18 protein-coding genes are annotated in these 19,961 nt (G+C 44.4%); 15 read left to right on the top strand and 3 right to left on the bottom strand.

Annotated features, from left to right (window positions below):
- Positions 1–7 precede the first annotated feature (7 nt).
- The 3 genes from Dvar_RS19810 to Dvar_RS19820 all read left to right on the top strand — a co-directional run bounded on the left by Dvar_RS19810 (position 8) and on the right by Dvar_RS19820 (position 5,135).
- Positions 8–2,380: a tetratricopeptide repeat protein gene (locus Dvar_RS19810; RefSeq protein WP_419663684.1), complete on the top strand. Its 2,373-nt coding sequence runs from the start codon at positions 8–10 to the stop codon at positions 2,378–2,380.
- 20 nt (positions 2,381–2,400) lie between these two features.
- The gene (locus tag Dvar_RS19815; protein ID WP_419663686.1) at positions 2,401–4,146 is read left to right on the top strand and encodes a tetratricopeptide repeat-containing sulfotransferase family protein; all 1,746 of its coding nucleotides are present in this window, start codon (positions 2,401–2,403) and stop codon (positions 4,144–4,146) included.
- Positions 4,147–4,220: 74 nt separating this feature from the next.
- Positions 4,221–5,135 (top strand): tetratricopeptide repeat protein, encoded by a 915-nt coding sequence (locus Dvar_RS19820; protein ID WP_419663688.1) that lies wholly within the window; start codon positions 4,221–4,223, stop codon positions 5,133–5,135.
- Positions 5,136–5,239: 104 nt separating this feature from the next.
- Here Dvar_RS19820 and flaF read toward each other — a convergent pair whose 3' ends face one another.
- The 3 genes from flaF to Dvar_RS19835 form a co-directional block, all read right to left on the bottom strand.
- Positions 5,240–5,614, bottom strand: coding sequence for a flagellar biosynthesis regulator FlaF (gene flaF / locus Dvar_RS19825; RefSeq protein ID WP_419663690.1), 375 nt, complete (start codon positions 5,612–5,614; stop codon positions 5,240–5,242).
- Complete coding sequence (locus Dvar_RS19830) at positions 5,604–5,993, bottom strand: flagellar biosynthesis repressor FlbT (protein WP_419663692.1); 390 nt, start codon at positions 5,991–5,993, stop codon at positions 5,604–5,606. The genes flaF and Dvar_RS19830 overlap by 11 nt, the downstream gene beginning before the upstream one ends.
- 170 nt (positions 5,994–6,163) lie before the next feature.
- A complete protein-coding gene (locus tag Dvar_RS19835) occupies positions 6,164–6,967 on the bottom strand; it encodes a flagellin (RefSeq protein WP_419663694.1) in 804 nt (267 codons plus the stop codon).
- Positions 6,968–7,657: 690 nt separating this feature from the next.
- Here Dvar_RS19835 and Dvar_RS19840 point away from each other — a divergent pair.
- The 12 genes from Dvar_RS19840 (at position 7,658) to Dvar_RS19895 (ending at position 19,938) form a co-directional block, all read left to right on the top strand.
- Positions 7,658–8,695, top strand: a complete 1,038-nt coding sequence (locus tag Dvar_RS19840) for a sigma-54 interaction domain-containing protein (protein WP_419663696.1) — start codon at positions 7,658–7,660, stop codon at positions 8,693–8,695.
- A gap of 481 nt (positions 8,696–9,176) precedes the next feature.
- A complete protein-coding gene (locus Dvar_RS19845; protein ID WP_419663697.1) occupies positions 9,177–10,532 on the top strand; it encodes a sigma-54-dependent transcriptional regulator in 1,356 nt (451 codons plus the stop codon).
- 150 nt (positions 10,533–10,682) lie between these two features.
- Positions 10,683–11,111: a flagellar basal body rod protein FlgB gene (gene flgB / locus Dvar_RS19850; protein ID WP_419663698.1), complete on the top strand. Its 429-nt coding sequence runs from the start codon at positions 10,683–10,685 to the stop codon at positions 11,109–11,111.
- A gap of 1 nt (position 11,112) precedes the next feature.
- Positions 11,113–11,553, top strand: coding sequence for a flagellar basal body rod protein FlgC (flgC, locus tag Dvar_RS19855; protein ID WP_419663699.1), 441 nt, complete (start codon positions 11,113–11,115; stop codon positions 11,551–11,553).
- Positions 11,550–11,855, top strand: coding sequence for a flagellar hook-basal body complex protein FliE (gene fliE / locus Dvar_RS19860; protein ID WP_419663700.1), 306 nt, complete (start codon positions 11,550–11,552; stop codon positions 11,853–11,855). Before flgC ends, fliE begins: the two co-directional genes overlap by 4 nt.
- 40 nt (positions 11,856–11,895) lie before the next feature.
- Positions 11,896–13,497 (top strand): flagellar basal-body MS-ring/collar protein FliF, encoded by a 1,602-nt coding sequence (gene fliF, locus Dvar_RS19865; protein ID WP_419663701.1) that lies wholly within the window; start codon positions 11,896–11,898, stop codon positions 13,495–13,497.
- A 13-nt stretch (positions 13,498–13,510) separates the two neighbouring features.
- Positions 13,511–14,479, top strand: coding sequence for a flagellar motor switch protein FliG (gene fliG / locus Dvar_RS19870; protein ID WP_419663702.1), 969 nt, complete (start codon positions 13,511–13,513; stop codon positions 14,477–14,479).
- Positions 14,472–15,179 carry a FliH/SctL family protein gene (locus Dvar_RS19875; RefSeq protein WP_419663703.1) on the top strand — a complete coding sequence of 236 codons (708 nt, stop codon included), beginning with the start codon at positions 14,472–14,474 and terminating at the stop codon, positions 15,177–15,179. Before fliG ends, Dvar_RS19875 begins: the two co-directional genes overlap by 8 nt.
- Positions 15,180–15,200: 21 nt before the next feature.
- Positions 15,201–16,520, top strand: a complete 1,320-nt coding sequence (gene fliI, locus Dvar_RS19880; protein ID WP_419663704.1) for a flagellar protein export ATPase FliI — start codon at positions 15,201–15,203, stop codon at positions 16,518–16,520.
- A gap of 327 nt (positions 16,521–16,847) precedes the next feature.
- Positions 16,848–17,309: a flagellar export protein FliJ gene (fliJ, locus tag Dvar_RS19885; RefSeq protein WP_419663705.1), complete on the top strand. Its 462-nt coding sequence runs from the start codon at positions 16,848–16,850 to the stop codon at positions 17,307–17,309.
- A complete protein-coding gene (locus Dvar_RS19890) occupies positions 17,309–19,198 on the top strand; it encodes a flagellar hook-length control protein FliK (protein WP_419663706.1) in 1,890 nt (629 codons plus the stop codon). The genes fliJ and Dvar_RS19890 overlap by 1 nt, the downstream gene beginning before the upstream one ends.
- 56 nt (positions 19,199–19,254) lie before the next feature.
- The gene (locus Dvar_RS19895) at positions 19,255–19,938 is read left to right on the top strand and encodes a flagellar hook assembly protein FlgD (protein ID WP_419663707.1); all 684 of its coding nucleotides are present in this window, start codon (positions 19,255–19,257) and stop codon (positions 19,936–19,938) included.
- Positions 19,939–19,961: the final 23 nt, after the last annotated feature.

Genomic DNA, 19,961 nt, shown 5'->3' on the forward strand with positions numbered 1-19,961 from the left:
CGATATAGTGAAGATCAATATGCCGCCCCAATGGATCATGCGACAATCAAGCGTTAATCGTTGGCTTAGACAAGCCTTAGACGCTTATGTTGTCGGAGATTACCGCATGACGGCGCATTGCTGCGAAACAGTTCTTTCGCACGATAAACATAATGCAGATGCGTATCATTTAATTGGTCTTTGTGCATTGAAAAGAGGGAAATTAGAAAAAGCATTTTTAATGGTTGATGCGGCAATTCGGGAAGATTCCACTTTTTCTGATTTTCATCGCTCCATGGGCAGTATTCTGAAAAAAATGGGGAAAACGGAAAAAGCACTATGGTCTTATCAAAAGGCGTTAACGCTTAATCCCGATGATTTAATTGCCACATATGAAGCCGGAGCGCTGAATCAGAAACTGAGAAAATTTGAAACAGCGGCAAGGTATTATCGTGTTTGCTTGGATAAAAAATTTGCATTTAAAGAGTGCTTGAACAATTTAGGCCTGACATATAAGGCGATGGGGAACATGCAGGCAGCCATCCGATGCCTTAGAAAAGCCGTAATGGTCGACCCCTTGTTTGCAGCGGCCTACAATAATTTGGGTATTGCCCTTAAGGAAACGGGCAACTTGCCATCGGCGATTAATGCTTTTCAGGCGGCGATCAAGGCCAATTCTGAGTATGCCGAGGCATACTATAACCAAGGAAATGTTTTAGGTGAACTGGGATTGTATCAGAAGGCAAGCCATGCATATAAACAAGCACTTCAGATTAAACCCGATTTTATCGAGGTACACAATAATTTGGGAATAAGCCTAAATAAAAGCGGGTATCCCGTCGAGGCGCTTGAGGCTTTCGAGCGGGCGATACGATTGAATCCAGCAAACGCGAACGCTTATCTGAATGCTGGCATAATCAACTATCATCAAGGCAAGCTAGAGCTTGCCATCGAATGCACTCGATCCGCCATTGAGAGAGCCCCATGTGAATCGAAAGGCTATTTATATCTGTTTGAACAACTTCGAGCGGCTTGCTGTTGGGATGAACTATCGGCTGTTGAAGGCAGAGTTGATCAATATACTAATGAAGCATTAAGTGCCGATAACCTGCCAGATGAATCCCCCTTTTTATCGATTACACGTTCCGAGGACCGCCAACGACATCTGAAAATTGCATCCCGTTGGAGCCGCGAAATAAAGGTACGCAGCGAACGAATGGGACGTCGACATTACCATTATGACGTTCGGCCAAAAGAAACGCTCACCATTGGTTTTCTTTCAAATCGATTTAAAAATGCGGCCACGGGCCATCTTATGGCCGGAATGTTTGGTTATTTCAACAAAAAACGTTTTAAATTGAACTGTTATTCTTGGGGCGAAAATGATGGTAGCTATTTTCGAAAATCGATTGAAAAAGCGTGTGACTGCTTCATCGATATTACGGGCTTGGGACTTTCAGCAACTGCAGATTTGATAAATGCACATAAAGTGGATGTTCTAATAGATCTAAAAGGATTTTCAAGAAACAATCGTATGGAAATCTGTGCTTTTAAACCGGCTCCAATCCAGATTGCATATATGAATTACAACAGCACTTCTGGGGCTGATTTTATAGATTATATTATCGGAGATGAAACGGTAACGCCAAAGGCGCATTTAGCTGACTTCAGTGAAAAAGTAATCGTCATGCCTCATACGTTTATGGTTACCGATACCGGATTAGCGATTGCAAATGAGAAAGAAAGGGCAGAAGAGGGATTGCCCCAAGATTGCATTATTTTTTGCTCATTCAACCAAGCATATAAAATCGACCCTTGTTTATTTGATAGCTGGGTCACCATTTTGAACCAGGTCGATAATAGTGTGCTTTGGCTTTTGCATGATAATGATCTTGCTGTGACCCATTTAAAGCGCGAGGCAAGACACCGTGGAATCGATCCCTCAAGGCTTGTTTTCGCAAAAAAAACAAACAAAAGCGATCATTTATCAAGAATGAGGCTCGCCGATCTCGTCCTCGATTCCTGGCTGTATAACGGGCACACATCCACGGTGGATGCACTGATCGCCGGCGTGCCGGTGATTACGAAAGAGGGTCAGCATTTTGCCTCCCGTGTATCATCGAGCCTATTAAGGGCGATCGGTTTGGAGACATTGATTTGTAATGATGAGATGGAATATACGCAAAAGGCAATTCATTTGGCTCAGCATCCTCTGCAATTGGCTGATTTGAAAAATGTTCTGTCTAAAAATACATCATCCTATCCTCTTTTCGACACCAAACGGTTTGTCCGCAATCTGGAAAATGGCTTTGAGATGGCTTGGGAAATTTGTTTGGCAGCTAAAAAACCGCGTCACATTTATATTCATGACAACGCTCCCAATACGCATAATATGGTATAGGAATTGCTTTCTTACACACTATGGAAGAAAAAGCGTTACCAGACAAAAATAAGAGGCTGAAAAAGTCTTTACAAGAGGCCATGGCTCGTCATCAAAAGGGCCAGCTTGAAACAGCAGATAATTTATATGACAAAGTACTGCGATGGGATTTAAATAATCCGGATGCATTGCATTTGAAGGGCGTACTTGCTTTCCAGCAGGAACGCTATCATGCGTCAGTGGATCTCATTTCACGTGCCATAAAAGAGGATTCCAGCCAAGCCGCTTTTTACAATAATCTGGGCAATACGTTCAATGCATTGGGGAAATACGAACGGTCCATTGCATGCTTCAAAAAGGCTGTGGAAATCGATCCGGCGATGGCGGACGCCTTTTTCAACCTGGCCAACGCTTATCAAAAAAAAGGTGAGTTTGATAAGGCCATCGATCATTATCATCGTGCGATACAATTGAAACCCGACTGTGCCCATATCTACAATAATTTGGGTATCACTTTTGATGACAAAGGGCAGGTCGACAACGCTGTCAATGCTTATCGTATGGCTATTAAGCTTGATCCGGATTGTGTCGATGCCTACAACAATCTTTGTGCCCTGCAAGAGGGTATGTCGCAATTGACGGATGCGCTGGATACTGCCAAAACCGCCCTAAAGATTGATCCCTCCTCTTCGTTCGCTATGCTAAACCTTGCCAAAGTCTATTATCGTCAGCAGCGTTTTGAGGATGCGATTGCACTATTAAGGACGCTAACCAAAAAACAATTGTCTGATACGTTCAATGCCCGTGTTTACTACCTTCATGGAAAAGTATGCAACAAAATGGAGCGATATGATCGGGCTTTTTCGTCCTTTACGACAGCCAATCAGTGTGTCTTCAAGTCCCACGCCATGTCTGCCTACCGTAGAAAAAACGCCTTAACGCTAAAGGAAATCGATGAGATCCAGGCTTTTTTTTCAAGTGCGCGTATCCGTTGCTGGAAAAGGTTCGATCCTGCTACAGCAAAACATAATATGGTTTTTTTAGTGGGATTTCCCCGATCCGGTACCACACTGTTAGAACAGATTTTAAATACCCACAAGCGGGTCGTCACCTTGGACGAGCAACCCATTTTTGAAAATGTTTTCAATGGATTTCGAAATCCGTCCGAGAGAATGAAACAGTTGGATCAATTATCAAAGGCAGAAATAGAATATCTTCGAAAAAGCTACCTTGATAAAGTCACAAGAAAAATCAACAATGATGAATCCATTGAAACAATAGTAGATAAATTACCTTTAAATATTTTATATTTGGGCATTATGTATCGATTTTTTCCGGATGCCAAGATTATTGTTGCTTTGCGGCACCCCTTGGGATGCGTTTTGAGCGCTTTTATGCAAGAGTTCAAAATCAATAAAATGATGTTCAATTTCCTGACATTAGAGGGATGTGCCAGATTTTATGCAAAGGTGATGGGGCTTTACCTGCATTACCAAAGTGTTCTGCCAATGCAGATATACCAGATCCGCTACGAAGACATAGTGGATGACTTTGAGAATGAAATCAGAAGTCTTTTTGATTTTTTGGCGCTTGAGTGGCAGGGGCTGGTCTTGAATTATCATCAGTCTGCCAAAGACCGCAAAATCAGTACACCCAGTTATAGTCAGGTAGTAAAACCGATTTATCGTGATGCAATCGACAGATGGAAACACTACCGGACTCACCTATCGCCTGCCTTAACCTGGGTAGAGCCATTCATTCAATCTTTTGGATACAAAAACGAGTGATGTGGCGATAGACAGCAAAAATAGCCGTTATTGCCTTAAAAAGAGATGACATACTTGTAGCAATAGGCGCTATTATGAATAAAGAACGGCTGACAGACGTTGACCAGTCTACGCTCCATAGGCCGGGCCAATCCAAAAAGGATCTTCAGCAAGAGATTCAACGCATCCAACGATCCATCGCTGTTTATCCTGAGAATTCCCAATACTATAATCTGTTGGCATCCGCATATCAGCGTGCCGATAATGATAAAAACGCTATTTTAGCCTACCGTAGAGCCCTATCATTGAATCCCCGTTGCACTGAATCACTTCTTGGACTGGGTCTTATCCACAAAAGACGCAACGAATTGGATTGGGCGATTCGATATTACCTGAAGGCGATTGGTGTGGATCCGAGCCAGCCTGCGGCTTACAATAACCTGGGAACGGCATATCGTGCCCAGGGAAATTTAAAAAAAGCAGCTGCTTGTTTTCGACAGGCCATCGGCATCGATCCTGCCTATAAAAAGGGGCTCATGAATCTTGGGAATGTTTCGCAAAAAATGTACAACTTTGAAGAAGCGATCATTTGTTATCAAAAAGCACTGGCGTTGGATGAAAATTTTTCCACGGCATATCTGAATTTGGGGTTTGTGTATCAAGCGCTGAGGCGCGTCGACGATGCCATCAAGGCCTTTCAAAAGGTGCTTGATCTCGATCCTGAAAATGACAAAGCGTTGGTCTATCTATACCATCAATATCGGTATGCTTGCGATTGGCGAAAAATGGATCACCTATCAGCAAAGCTGGATGCAAAAATCAAGCAGGCCATCAGTACCGGCAGAGTTCCGGCAGAACCACCTTTTTTAAACATCACACGATGCATGGATCCCTATTTGAACCATTGTGTGGCTCGATTGTGGAGTAAGGCCATTGAGCACAGTACAGCCATGGCCAGATCATCAACAACAGTGATGGAAAACAATGGATTAAGAAAAAAAAGGTTTTGATGTCGCTATCACGTAAAGGAAGGCAAGGATAGAAGGTGAAATTATACCGATTTTGGAAAAGTAACTATATCTAAGAGAATGGTAAGTCGTTAAAATATAAGGTGTTATTGCCCTCTTAAACCGGCAGCAATGTTTTCATTAATTTTAATCAGAATATCCAGTTTTTCAGGGGCTGGAGAACCCAAAACTTCGAAAATGCGTTTGTCAACAAAGCGACTCAGACGGAAGATGTCGAGCTTTATGGCATGCGGGAGAGGATTGTCCTCTTTGGCGATTTCTGCCTGAAAAATCGTCCAAATTCTTTGGTTGTAGCGGAGGGCTTCATCCAGCAGTTCTCGTCGGTTAACGTCTGTCCATTTTTTTTGGCAGTTTCTGAGCTTACTTGCACCTTCAGTTAAAACCCTGGCTTCAGTTTCCCTGCCAGAGACAGTCGTTTTCTCAACCGTTTTATAAGCATTGAGGGCTTTGTTATAGTGCACGGGCGATTGCCTCCTCTTCATAAGCAATAAGCTTTTTACACGTTTTAAGTGCCTGATAATAGTTGTTGTCTAATATTTCTTTGCTGATACGATCAATGATACTTAGTGAACCTGGAGCTGCATTTAAAAACTCCCTGACCAGTTTCCAATAATTTTTATGGTATTTGGGTAGATTATCTTCATCGATATACATTAATTGAATTGCGAAATATATTCTTCGGGCTGGGGAGTTGGCCTTGTCGGCGCTAATTATATCTTTTTGACGGAGAATAGGGACCGGATTTTCAACAATAAAGTTGGCCTTGGAATCGCCGTTCGTGATGACCGCGCCACTAATAATCATCCGTTCGCCAGGTTTTAATGTAATTTTTAGGCCCATTACATATCAAGTTCCATCGACTGTATAGGGGGACATTATGAAAGATATCGGTAATAACCTTAGTGAAAATTTTTGCGATACATTTACTATGATATTCTTATAGAGGTAATTTGGGCAAGGTGGAAATCCGCCTTGCCCAAATTTTTAATATTGAATAAATCCCTAACTCATTAGAAGAGTTGCAGTACTGCCTGGGCCGCCTGAGATGACATCGACAAAGAGGTGGTACCCAGAGACTGACGTGTCTGCAGCATCAGCATGTTGGCCCCTTCTTCATTCATATCAGCCAGTGTCAAGTTGTCGGCACCCGTGTTCAAAGTGTTTGCCATCTGAGTCGTGAAATCGGCACGAATCTGAATGGTCGAAAGGTTGGATGCCAGCTTTTGCGCTTCAGTCCGCAAGTTTGTAACAGCATCGTCAATATCGCTGATTGATGCTTCAATATCGGTGTTAGTGGAAAAATTAGCTGCTTGAACTGATACACCGGCGATGGAGCCCTGTGTGGTAGCAGTTGTACCGGAGACGCTCAAGGTGTTGGTGCCGTCCTCGTTGAATTCAACGGACAGACTGTCGCTGTTGAGCAGGTTCTGTCCGCCATAGCCCGAGTCTCTGGCCATCTTGGCAATCTGGGAACGAACGGTATCAAACTGGTTGGCAAGGTCACTGGTATTTGAAGATGTCTTGGCTGCCGAGGCCAGGGATTTCATCTGATCCAGCAGATCGTAGATGCCTTCAATACCGGTATTCGCCGCCTCAATGACCTTGATGGCTTCATTCATGCCGTCTTTTTTTGCGCTTAGATCTTCAGCCCGGTCATAGTGGTCTTTGGATTTGAAAAAGTTAACCGGATCATCCAGCGCTGTGTTGACCTTTTTACCGCTCGCCAAGCGTTTCTGGGTGGTTTCCATCATGTTGGTGGTGTTCTGAAGAGCGTAAAGGTTGGACCGCATTCCGGCTGTAAGTGTAATTGCCATGGTGTTTCTCCTTTTCTAGGTGTTGGTTCGGCATTCTTGCCGTAAAGTGTATTTTGTATGCGCGTTACTTTTTAAATCTGCTTCGCGCCTCCTTTCGTTTTTTTTACGCGATACAACCCTATTATCGTTCCCAACGATTCATACTTTAGGAAAAAGCCAAGCATGGCATTGAAAATTATAGTTTAACGTCCTGTGTTGGAGTTGCAAATTGCAAAAAATTGCAATTTGCAACTTTGATCATTATCCGTTTTTATTGGTTTTTTTGCTTTTTTTGAATTGGGTTTTTTAGAAAAGATAGGCTGAGTAGTGCCTGATGGATTTAGTATTTTCTTGGTATCCACTTTAGCTTGGGGCCAGATAACCATGAAAGAATATGTTTTGTGAGATTTAAAATGATTTGCAATTTGCAACTTTTTTTTTCATAAAAGCCAAAAATAGAAAAGAAATAGTAATCCATTGTCACAAAAGAATAGAAAAGATCTATATTATTTATCGAGTTTAGAAGCACAACCTGTAAAGCTATGTCTAATAAAAATATCTATATATGGTACTTTCGTGAAATGAGGACAAGAAAAAGGCAAAGTGATAAAATAAAAGTCGGCATAGAAATATCGTTTCGGCAAAAAAATTGCTATGTAGATATATTATCCCGACACCAACAAGAGATCAAAAAGAACCAGGAGGCGCCAAGTGCAAGATTCAGAAATAAACCATGACGAAGGTATGTTGGAGGAATCTGTTCAATTGACAACTTCTACAAATGCCTTTGAAGGAATCGTTGGCGAAAGTTCAAAAATGCAGGCGGTTTTTCGTCTGGTCGAGCGCGTGGCGGATAGTGACAGTACCATTTTGATTAACGGTGAAACCGGAACCGGAAAAGGGTTGATCGCCCATGCAATCCACAAGCAGTCTTACCGCAAGGATCAACCTTTCGTATCCATCAATTGTGGTGCGATTCCTGAAAACCTGCTTGAGAGCGAACTCTTTGGGCATATCAAAGGGGCCTTTACCGGTGCCACATCCAATAAGATCGGTAAATTCGAAGCAGCCAATGGAGGGACGATCTTTCTTGATGAAATTGGTGATATGAGTCAGGATTTGCAGGTAAAAATCCTCAAGGTGTTAGAGGAACAAAGATTTGAGCCGGTTGGCGGGTGTAAGACCGTAAACGTCGATGTGAGAATCATTGCCGCAACCCATCGGGACCTAGAAGAAGAGGTTCAGAAGGGTAAATTTCGTGAAGATTTATTTTACCGACTTTATGTAATACCGATTAAACTTCCATCGCTAAGGGAGAGGCGATCTGATATTCCACACTTTGTTAATCATTTTGTCGACCATTTGAACACCGCAAAGAAAACAAATGTAAATTCAATATCTGAAGAAGCGCTTGGTATTTTACTTCAACATGATTGGCCTGGTAATGTCAGAGAATTGTCCAACCTGATGGAACGTTTGGTCGTGATAAAAGGCGAAGGGGAAATCAGAGCGGATGATCTACCTGAAAAAATGAGAAGTAATACACCGAAAAACAATCTATCATCTATTGAAGTTACGAGTGACGGCTTATGTTTGAATACAGCGGTCAGTGAGTTTGAAAAGCGGTTGATATACCAGTCGCTGGAGAAAACCAAGTGGGTTAAAAACAAAGCCGCCCAACTACTTAATGTCAAGCGTACCACCCTAGTGGAAAAAATCAAACGCTATGATCTGCATAAATGTGCCTGAATGCCCCCAATCTAATCAAATCGCTGACTATATCATCGGTCGTCAACTTGGTGACACGCGTTTATCGAGTTGACACACGATGGGAACCAAATAAATTTGTCCATCCTCATCATACCTGATTAGAATTTCGATAAAATAATAATAAACAATGGGTTGGCTGATATTGCGGCGCCCTTGAGTTCATCTATGCGCAGTGGCAACTAAATTGCAGAGTACTTTTGGTGCAATGGATCGTTGTCTTTGGTGGACAGAATCGGTGGTCAAACACCGTCAACCATTTAGTGTCCGTCCAGAAATAGGAAAATTTGTTCGAGATCAAGGCGCGCGAAAATTTTCGCCACAGGCGCCCCGGAGGAAGTGCCCTTGGGGTGCATATGGTTGATTTTCCGAGGATAAAAATTTTCGCGCAACGCCGATATCGGGGAAATTGGGCATTTCTGGATGGGCACTATGTAACGGAAATGGCCTTAATAGGAAGAAGATGGACACTATAACTGTGCTGCTGGTTGCAAGTAATCCAACCATGTGTGACCATTTAACAAGCATCCTTCAGACCAATGACAAGCTGCGCCTTGAAACTTGCACAAGCGCGCAAAAGGCTTTGAAACTATTAAAAAGCCAACGAATCCAAATTGTTTATTCTGACTTGCAAAACGATGAAATGTCAGGTGTGGCGTTGGTTCAAAAAGCCAAACAGATAATGCCTGATGGGTATTGTATGGTTGGTTCGACAACCGGCACTGCTCAAGACGTAATATTGGCGATGCAAGCGGGGGCGGATGAATTTATCATTGATCCATATGATAGAGAATTAATCGAAAACACATTTGAAAAGGCCATATTGGATGTCACCAAACAGCAACCATCGATTGTTAATCAACAATTTTTACCGAAAAAGATTATTACCCAGGAAAAAGCCCTGACCAGCATGCTCGATATTGCCAAGAAAGTCGCTCCAAGTACGGCCAGTATTCTGATCACTGGGGAGAGCGGAACCGGCAAAGAACTGCTTGCTTCATTTATCCACCAGAATAGTAACCGAAGCAATGAACCTTATGTGGCGCTCAATTGTGCAGCGTTGCCTGAGCAACTTGCCGAAAGTGAATTGTTCGGTCATGAGAAAGGTGCTTTTACCGGCGCGATCAGTCGTAAAATTGGAAAGTTCGAGAGTGCCGGAAAAGGAACCGTGGTGCTGGATGAAATCACGGAAATGGCAATGCCTCTCCAGGCAAAATTGCTTCGTGCACTTCAGGAACGCGAAATTGTAAGGCTTGGCAGCAATCGAAGCGTCTCCATTGATGCCAGAGTTGTCGCGATCAGCAACCGAAGCATAAAAAAAGCGGTCCAGGATGGTATTTTTCGCGAAGATTTGTTTTACCGTCTAAACGTCATTCCTTTGACGATTCCACCCTTGCGTGAACGAAAAAACGACATCCCTTTGCTGGCCGATTATTTTTTACAGCGTTTCAGTGCTCAGAATGGAAAATCCATGTCATCTATATCAGATGAGACAATGGATTTCTTGGTCAAGCATTCCTGGCCGGGAAATGTGCGTGAACTCGAAAATGTGATCCAGCGCGGGGTGTTGATCGGAAGTGGTGACGTGCTTTTAAAAGAACATCTGATCATGGAAGAACCCGTTCGCGCCGCTATAGAAACACCGCAATTTTCTGTGGGCATGACGGTTAGAGAGATGGAGAAGACCCTGATCTTCAACACATTGGAAAGTGTAAACGATAATCGGACACACGCAGCGAAAATGCTTGGCATTAGCATCCGGACGTTGCGCAACAAACTGAACGAATACCGTGAAGAAATGGGAATTTCAGCAGAATAAGCAGCATTTGGGATTTCAAAAATCGTATAAAGCTTTGGAAGTTGAATCCGACTTGTTCGCGGCAATATGAAATTCGGAAAGATAGTAAATTGAAAAAATGGAATATAATTTGCATAACAAGATTCTAAAAGTAACCTAGGAATATATTTTATGGATAATTCACCGATCAACTTATTTAAAGGTACGATTGCAACCCTGTCGCGATCTTTGGATTTGCGGGCTCGAAAACACGAGGTGATTTTAGATAATGTCGCCAACGCAGATACGCCAAATTATAAACCCTTTAAAATGAACGTTGAGGAAGCACTGCAAACACAGCCGCAAGAAAATCAAGCATCGCGCCTGCGACGAACTGATGATCAACATCTTGCCGCACAGAAAAGTGCCAATAATTTTTCTGTTGATTTTGATTCAGGCAATCCTGATCCACTTTTATTTCGTGGCGATCAAAATGGCGTTGATATCGATGCCGAAATGACGGCACTTGCTAAAAACAGCTTGTTATACAAGGCGTCGACGCAAATTATCGCATCGAAGTTTAAAGGATTGAAAAAAGCCCTAACAGGAGGAACCCAGTAACATGAACTTTCTGAATAGTTTGGATATCAGTTCAAGTGGACTGAGTGCTCAGCGGCTCCGAATGAATTTAATTTCCAGTAATCTGGCGAATGTCAATACAACGCGAACAGAAAACGGGGAGCCATATAAACGAAAAGATGCCGTTTTCGAATCCGTTAAAGACAGTGACTTTGAGGATGTCTTGAATGACCAAATCGATACTGCTTCTAAAGGCGTCAATGTGGCCAGTATCGTCGAAGATGAGAAGCCTTTTATCGAAAAATATGACCCTGGCCATCCGGATGCTGATGAAAACGGATATGTTCGCCTTCCTAATGTAAATATCGTAGAGGAAATGGTGAATATGATTTCAGCCAGTCGCAGTTTTGAAGCCAATGCCACAGCGGTTAGCGCTACAAAGGATATGGCAATGGCCGCCCTGAAAATAGGAGAAACGTCATGAATGATCTGACAATATCGAATTTACAGTCCATATTGCCAAAATCAGGCGAGACGAAGCCTCAGACGTCAGATGAAACATCTGCAACGCCATTTAGTGATTATGTCAGGCAGTCATTGAATGAAGTCAATCAGAAAATGCTTGATGCAGATCAATCCATTGAGGACTTTGTAACCGGAAAAAATCAAGATATTCATCATACGATGATATCCATGCAAAAAGCAGAGGTCTCATTTGAGCTTGTGTTTCAGCTTCGAAACAAAATTATCGCCGCTTATGATGAGATTCGCAAAATGTCAATTTAATGACTCCGTGAATCAAGCTTTAAGATCCTGAGGAATCAAGATGGCCTTTTCATTTGCTACGTTGCCCCAACAAATCAAGCTGGCCTTTAGAGGGCTTTCAACCGGAAAATTGGTCGCCATGGCCATTTTGGTCGGTAGTACGATTGCCGCACTTGCCTTCTTGATGACATGGTCGGAAAACGACGATTTACAACCATTATATAGTAATCTGGCTCCAGAGGATGCCGCAGCGATTGTAACTAAGCTAAAAGAGAGCCAAATTCCCTATCAGCTGACCATGGATGGAACCGGTATTCGTATCCCTTACGATAAGATCTACGAAACTCGTCTGGACCTGGCATCTCAGGGATTGCCAAGGGGGACCGGTATTGGATTTGAGGTTTTTGATGAAACCAAGCTAGGCATGACCGAATTTGTACAAAACGTTAACTACCAGCGGGCATTACAGGGCGAATTGAGCCGAACCATTAATACTTTGATGGAAGTGCAAAGTTCACGGGTGCACATTGTGATGCCGACCCGATCGCTGTTTATCGAGGAAGAAGAACCCGCAACGGCATCGGTTATCCTGAAGCTTAGAAGAGGCAAGTATTTAAGCAAAGCACAAATTCAGGGTATTGTCCACTTGGTGTCATCCAGTGTATCCCGATTGAATCCCGAGGATGTGACCATCATCGATGACAGTGGAAAGATGCTCGCTGGGTTCAAGGAAAAATCAACGGTCAGTCAAGTAACATCCAACCAGTTGGCCTTTCAGGAGAAAAAGGAGCGTCTGCTCGAAAATCGTGTAAAGACGATGCTGGAAAGTGTGCTTGGACAGGATAAGGCCATTGTGCGGGTTTCATGTCTGCTTAACTTTACCCAACAGGAAAAAACAGAAGAACTTTATTTGCCGGATAACACAGTTATTCGCAGCGAACAAGGATCAAGCTCCGTCTCCAATGCAGCCAACCAAGGCGCTGCAGGGGTTCCAGGTCTGCAGGCAAACGTCGTTCCCGGCAATGCAGGCGCAGCAGGGTCGAATGGCGCAAAAAGAAATCAAAAGGAACAATATACAAAAAATTACGAAGTGGGCAAGCTGATCAATCGCCAGATCATGCCCATTGGCAGTGTTCAACGGCTGTCGGTCGCTGTTATCGTAGATGGGAGTTACAAGGCCCCCGAGGAGGGCGCCGAAGGTGAACAGGCGCAATATGTTCCACGAACGGTTGAAGAGATGGCCAAACTCCAAAATATTGTCAAAAGCGCTGTTGATTACGATGCTGATCGGGGAGATAAGATCGAAGTTGTCAATATTCCCTTCGAGGTTGAGATGGAACCCGAGATGCTGGCTCAGCCTGAACCGGTGGGGTGGATGGAGAAAATCAAAGAGCATCAAGGGGTGATTAAATACGCTGCAGCAGCACTGTTCTTTCTCTTTTCCTTTATAATGATTATCAAGCCGCTGACCCGTTGGTTGACATCGACACCCATTGAGGAAATTCAGATGCTTGAACAGCTTCCACAGACAATCAAAGAGTTGGAACGCCGGTATGCAGAGGCGGAAAAAGAAAACAGCTATACACGTCAAATCGAAAACTTGATCAACGAGAATCGTTCAGGTTCCACTAGACTCATGAAAGAGTGGCTGAAAGAAACCTAAATAGAACAGAATTATGGACCCAAGAAACCTCATCGGATCATTAAAAGCAGCTATCCTGGTGCATGCCCTGGGATGGGATGTGGTCTCTCCAATTATGAACCAGCTCAGTAAAGCGGAGAGAAACTTGGTGTTCAAGCTGCAGTCTAAATTGGAAAATATTTCTCCTGCACTTGTTGAAGGCGTGGCACGCGAATTTCTTGAAAAAGCGATTCCTCCCAAGCAGATTGAGAGCAAGGAAAAGGCTGAAGATGATAAGTCAGGCGATGATGCACTGGAAGGAGCCAGAGAAAAGAAATTAAAGGCCATTCAGGCAATTCCACCAGACGCGCTTATCCAACTGATTCAAAATGAGCATCCGCAAACCATCTCGCTGATTATTGCCCATTTGCCGCCCCATATTGCCAGTGAGGTGATGGGCCTTTTGCCCGATGAAATCAAGTCCGATGTGGCCTGCCGCATCGCGAACCTGGATAAAATTGCCTCAGGTATGCTTGAAGAAATAGACAATGTGCTGGAAGAGATTCTTGCCAACAAGGATACCTCCACGACTCAAAAAGCCGGTGGGGTGCCGCGCTTAGCTGAAATTTTGAATATGATCGACGGCACGACGGCCGAGCAGATCATTGAAGAAATAGAAGAAGAGGATCCTGATCTAGCGGAAGAGATCAGGCAAAATATGTTCGTATTCGATGATATTGTTTTGGTAGATGATAGGGGGTTGCAGAAAGTTTTACGCTCTGTGGAATCGCAGGAATTAGCGGTAGCATTGAAAGCATCTACGGATGAGGTGAAAGAAAAAATATTCCGTAACATGTCCGAAAGGGCAGCTGAAATACTCAAAGAGGAAATGGAAGTTTCCGGGGCAATCAGAATCAAGGATGTTACCGATGCTCAACAAAAAGTCACCAAAATCGTTCAGGATATGGAACGTAAGGGCGAGTTGGTGATAAGCGGAAGAGGAGGGGAGGAATTTGTTGGCTAACTCACCGAAAAATGACAGCTTGTCCACGGCCGATGCTTGTGCCCTTTACTATTTCCCTGAGATTCCGAACACGGCGAATGCGGCATGCGAGAATAACTCGACGCCTGCCCGTTTTACCAGCGGATCATTTGAAGAGCATAATGATCAATCCTCTCAAAAGAGCGCACCCCAAGATGCGGAGCAGATTCAGTCTTTGATTGAAGAGGCCTTCAATAAGGGGGTGGCGCAAGGGCGCGCTGAGATGAAAGCGGCCCAAGAAGAGCAAATAAAAAATGCTGTCGCCGCCTTTGAGACGGGTATACAAGAGATGCATCGGATACGGCAACAGGACATTGCATGCATGGAATCGGAAATTGTCCGACTCGCACTTGCAATCACCAAAAAGATTGTCGGCTATGAAACAGAGCATCATGCGGTGATTCAACACGTGGTTGAACAAGCCATTGGAAAAGTGAATGATACACGCCAGCTTGTCATCAGAATAAACCCAAAAGACATGGATACGATTAGAGCCCTTGAACAGGACCTATTACCGGTTGACGATTTGGGAACCATTTTTCGAATCGAGGCGGATGAAGGCGTCAAACGCGGAGGCTGTGTGATTGAAACAAAACTGGGTGACATTGATGCTAGAATCGACAAACAGATTAAGATTATCGAAGAACGGTTGATTGAACAGATCCCTAAACCTTCCGTTTAAAATGATCAATGGGGTAAAACGGTGTTCCAGACTTTTTCGGCAGACAAGTACCACGATATCGTAAATACGCTTGTTCCTATTCGTTCCAATGGGCGCGTTAAAAAAGTTGTTGGCATGGTCATCGAAGCCAGCGGGCCAGCCTCACAGATCGGTTGTGTTTGCGATATCGCCACTGAGGGGGGCGACGGTACGGTTAGCGCTGAGGTGCTTGGTTTCAAGGAAGAGTCGGTGTTGCTCATGCCGCTTGAGGATATCCGTAGTTTGGGCCCGGGATGTAAAGTGATTGCCAGGAAAGAAAAGGCGCATATCGGGGTGGGGCAAGCCCTGTTGGGACGGGTGATCGACGGGCTTGGCAGTCCGATTGATGGTAAAGGCCCGCTTAAAATCGACGACGAATATCCCATTTATGCCAATCCGGTAAATCCGCTGTTGCGCAATCGCATATCCCAACCACTGGATATTGGTATCCGCGCCATTAATGGCCTGCTTACTGTGGGGTGTGGACAGCGGATGGGAATTTTTGCTGGATCCGGCGTTGGCAAAAGTGTTTTGATGGGGATGATTGCCAGACGAACATCTGCTGATGTGAACGTCATTGCCCTGATCGGGGAGCGGGGCAGGGAACTCAATGATTTTATTCAGCGTGATTTAGGACCTGAGGGGCTTAAAAAATCGGTTGTCGTTGTCGCCACCTCTGACCACCTGCCGCTGGTTCGCCTGCGGGGAGGATTTATCGCTACCGCCATTGCAGAATACTTCAGAGACCAGGGAAACCATGTCAATTTGATGATGGATTCGGTTACCCGGCTGGCCATGGCTCAACGGGAGATCGGTTTGTGCTTGGGGGAACCACCAACAACCAAGGGATACACACCATCGGTTTTTTCCATGCTCCCCAAGCTGTTGGAGCGTGCGGGAACCTCTTCACACCGGGGAACCATTACCGGCCTTTACACGGTTCTTGTTGAAGGCGATGACATGAACGAACCCATTGCGGATGCTGCTCGATCCATTCTCGACGGTCATATTGTCTTAACCCGTGAGCTGGCAAACCAGAATCACTATCCGGCCATTGATGTACTCAAAAGCATCAGCCGCGTCATGGAAGATGTTACCGATCTGGATCACAAACATCATGCCGGTCGTATCAAAGAGGTCCTGGCTACCTATCGAAAAGCTGAAGATTTGATCAACATCGGTGCGTATGCTGCCGGTAGCAATCCCAAAATCGATTATGCTATCAAAATGATAGACCCCATCAATGGTTTTCTTAAACAGGGAATCAATGAAGAAACCTCCTATGAGGACAGTATTGGCATGCTAAAGCGTATGATGGAATGATTTCCTCTACAATAGCCTTGCCCATTTTACTCCTTTCTATTCAGTCTATCCCTTGCATCCAATTTATGAGAAAAACAGTGCCGCTACTGGCGCCATCATTGCGCCCTTAACATTACGAGATAGGAAAAATCCTCCAGCGGCGGTAATTGTTGCCCGGCAATCGATGAAAATAGAAAAAAATCAGGTCGAATAATTGAATGAAAATATTGTAAAAACAAATGATTAAAATAGTATTAAAAGTTGGCATTAAGTTTGCTTTTGATAATCTGTCAATAGATGATTTCAGCCAAGCTGACATCTGGTTTAGGGAACGTATAAAGGGCAGAAATGTTCACATTTAAATTACAATCGGTTTTAGATCATCGGAAAATGATCGAAGACAACATCAAAAAAGAGTTGGCTGAAATAAGGCAACGGGTCATCGAGAATCAAGAGAAACTGGAATTGCTAATGCAAAAAGAGATGAACACTGCTCACGCACTCGAACAAGAACAAGCACAAGGCCTGGCAAGTGATGGTGTGGTAGCCTATCATGCGTATCTAAAGAATCTCTCCCAAAAAATTATTAGGCAGCGCCAAGTTATTGATGACGTCCAAAAAGAGGAAGCTGTTAAAAAAGAAGCGTTGCTTGAAGCAATGAAGAAACGCCAGATTTTGGAAAAACTGAAAGAGCAAGGTCTGGATCGATACCATAAGGACCTTTTGAAAACGGAACGGGCCTTTATCGATGAGATTGCCGTCAACCAGTTTGTCCGCTCAAGCATGAGCGGTAACGGAGAAGATGAATAATGGATATCGGCGCATTTATGCAATCTTTTTGTTCGGGTGAGTCAATCATTTCCAAAAGAAGCGGAATGCCCGACAAGGCAAATTTCAATGTATACGGGCAATCTTCCGGGGAATTGGCTACCGACAACGAGACAACGTCTTTTATTCAGGCCGTACAACAAATTCTTGGTCAGACTGACTCCGGGCAGGGTGTAAGCGATGAGCTCAATGGATTCAGTCAATCTGGTCAGGAACCATCCAATGACCTTTCTCCTATTCTTTTTCTCTTGGAAATGTTGGGGCAAAAAGAAATTGGTGAATTGGAATCAATGACCAACCCGGAAAACGATTCAGATGCTGACGGCACAATCGCTGATTTGCTGGTGCAGATCAATGCGCAGCTGGCTGGAATGGACGTTACGGTCCAAGATTTATCTGGCGAAAATACGGAAAATCTAACCCGCCTGATGCCCCTGCTGCATAATAACATGTTGGCCTTGGAAACGTCGATTACCAGATCTGAGATGGCCATCAGTGATGATACGCTAAACGATCTCCAAAAAACACGCGCACTGCTTCAAACGGCCATCCGGCAAACACTTCATTCGGCGGGACAAGAGAACGCATTTGAGAAAGTCGCCAACGATGTCACCCGTCCGGTGCCAATACCAACGGATACGCCTGAAATGGGTATCTCGAGCAATGCTTCGACAAGCGAAAACATTGCTGCCAAACTGGCCAATGTAGTCGATAGAATGACCCAGATGACAGATAATCACTTGGCAGATAATCGATTGGCAAACGGTGGTTTAACAGATGGTCAAATGGCAGATAATCGATTGGCAAATGGTGGCTTAGCAGATGGGTGGGGGAAAGATGATGTCGCCAATTCCATCGCCAGTGCCATGGCGACCAAAAAAATGGCATCCCAACTTGTTATTGAAAAGGCGTCAAGCCGTAGCAATTTCTTGGCAGAGACATTGAGCGATTCATCCGTCCAGGCAAAAACCGACATAACCGATGGCAATAACAATCGGGCTAAATCCTTGGCTCAGGCCTTGATGGCTCAAAATGAGAATCCGCAAGCCCGGCAAGATGCGAATCATTCAACTTTTGAGAATGACACGGATCCCCGCCACCCACTGGAATGGGTGGGGCATAAAAAAGAAACGGGAAAAGGAGTCCCCCCTGTTTCAACTACTACCGGACAGCCCCAGGCGGCGTCCTCCCAGCAAGTGTTGGATCAGCGCCTTTTTGCCAATGACAAACAATCCTTAAAAGATGCACCGCAACCACAAGCAGTTGACAATGAGGTTTCCAGGGTGGCCGTATCGAACGGCCTTGATCGTGACGTCGTTAAAAATGAATCTTTCAACGCTGCACTGCCTGCGGATCCCATCATCGACAGTAAAGCTTCCACTGGTGGGGCGGGTAAATCTACTACCATTCCCATGCCAGCATCTGGTGATACGGCTTTTCAGAAAACGGTGATGAATCAAATTGTGGAAAAGGCGACACTTCGATCGGTAAATGATCGTTCAGAAATGCGGATCCAGTTGAAACCTGATTCATTGGGTGAAGTCCGAATGAATATTGTTTCCGAAAAAAACCAATTGGTGGTGCAGATGATTGCCGAAAAATCAGAAACCAAGGAGATCATCGAGAGTCAAATCCACCATCTAAAAGCGGAACTGGACAAACAAGGCCTAACCGTTGGTAAAATCGAAGTGATGATCAGTGCGAACAATGATTCACAAGATGGCCGTGGACAATTTTTCCAGATGTTTAAAAACAATCCTGATGGAAGCGGTAAAAGACAAAGTGGTACTCGCCAGGAGACAGCCTCCCAGCACCAAAGCGATGAAAAAGAAGCCGATTCATCCGGAGATGGGGTCAACTATTTTGCTTGAAATCCAAATTTCGTCCGTAAGATGACCAATGTCATTCAATAAAGAGGTAAAAGCATATGACAGTCATGAGCGTTTCCGAAGTCTACAGTCAGGCCAACACAACCACCAGTACGACTGAAGCGGTGATGGGTAAAGATGATTTTTTGACCTTGCTGATCACACAGTTGAAAAACCAGGACCCATTGAATCCTTCGGACAGTACCGAGTTCACGGCCCAATTGGCACAGTTCAGCTCACTTGAACAACTTCAAAATATTAATGACGCATTGGCCAGTTTCGAGGTTTATCAATCCACAGCCAACAATATTCAAGCTTCAAACTTTATCGGTCAAACGGTTACGGCCGCGGGGGACACGATTTCCGTATCAAATGGCGCATCCGATTCCTTATCCGTTGCCTTGGATGCTCCTGCCCAAACCGTATATATCCAGATTTACGATGCCTATGGGGAATATGTGACCGACATCGAAGCTGGAAGCCTGGATGCCGGCATGCATACCATCGCCTGGGACGCCACCGACCAGTATGGTGCCGCTGTGGAAGACGGCAGATATACGTTTTCTGTTATGGCTGTTGATGGCGATGGGAACAGTGTCTCCTCAACGTCTTATATCACGGGGCAGGTAACCGGTGTTGACTATCAAAGCGGCGAAACCATGCTGCTGATCGGTGACCAGGAAGTCTCCATTGCCTCACTGATTCGCGTCGAAGATCTCAACACCGATAATAATGAATCATAGATTTAGAAAAAAATCATTCTATT

This window comes from Desulfosarcina variabilis str. Montpellier (genome assembly GCF_048565275.1).
GTDB lineage: Bacteria > Desulfobacterota > Desulfobacteria > Desulfobacterales > Desulfosarcinaceae > Desulfosarcina > Desulfosarcina variabilis.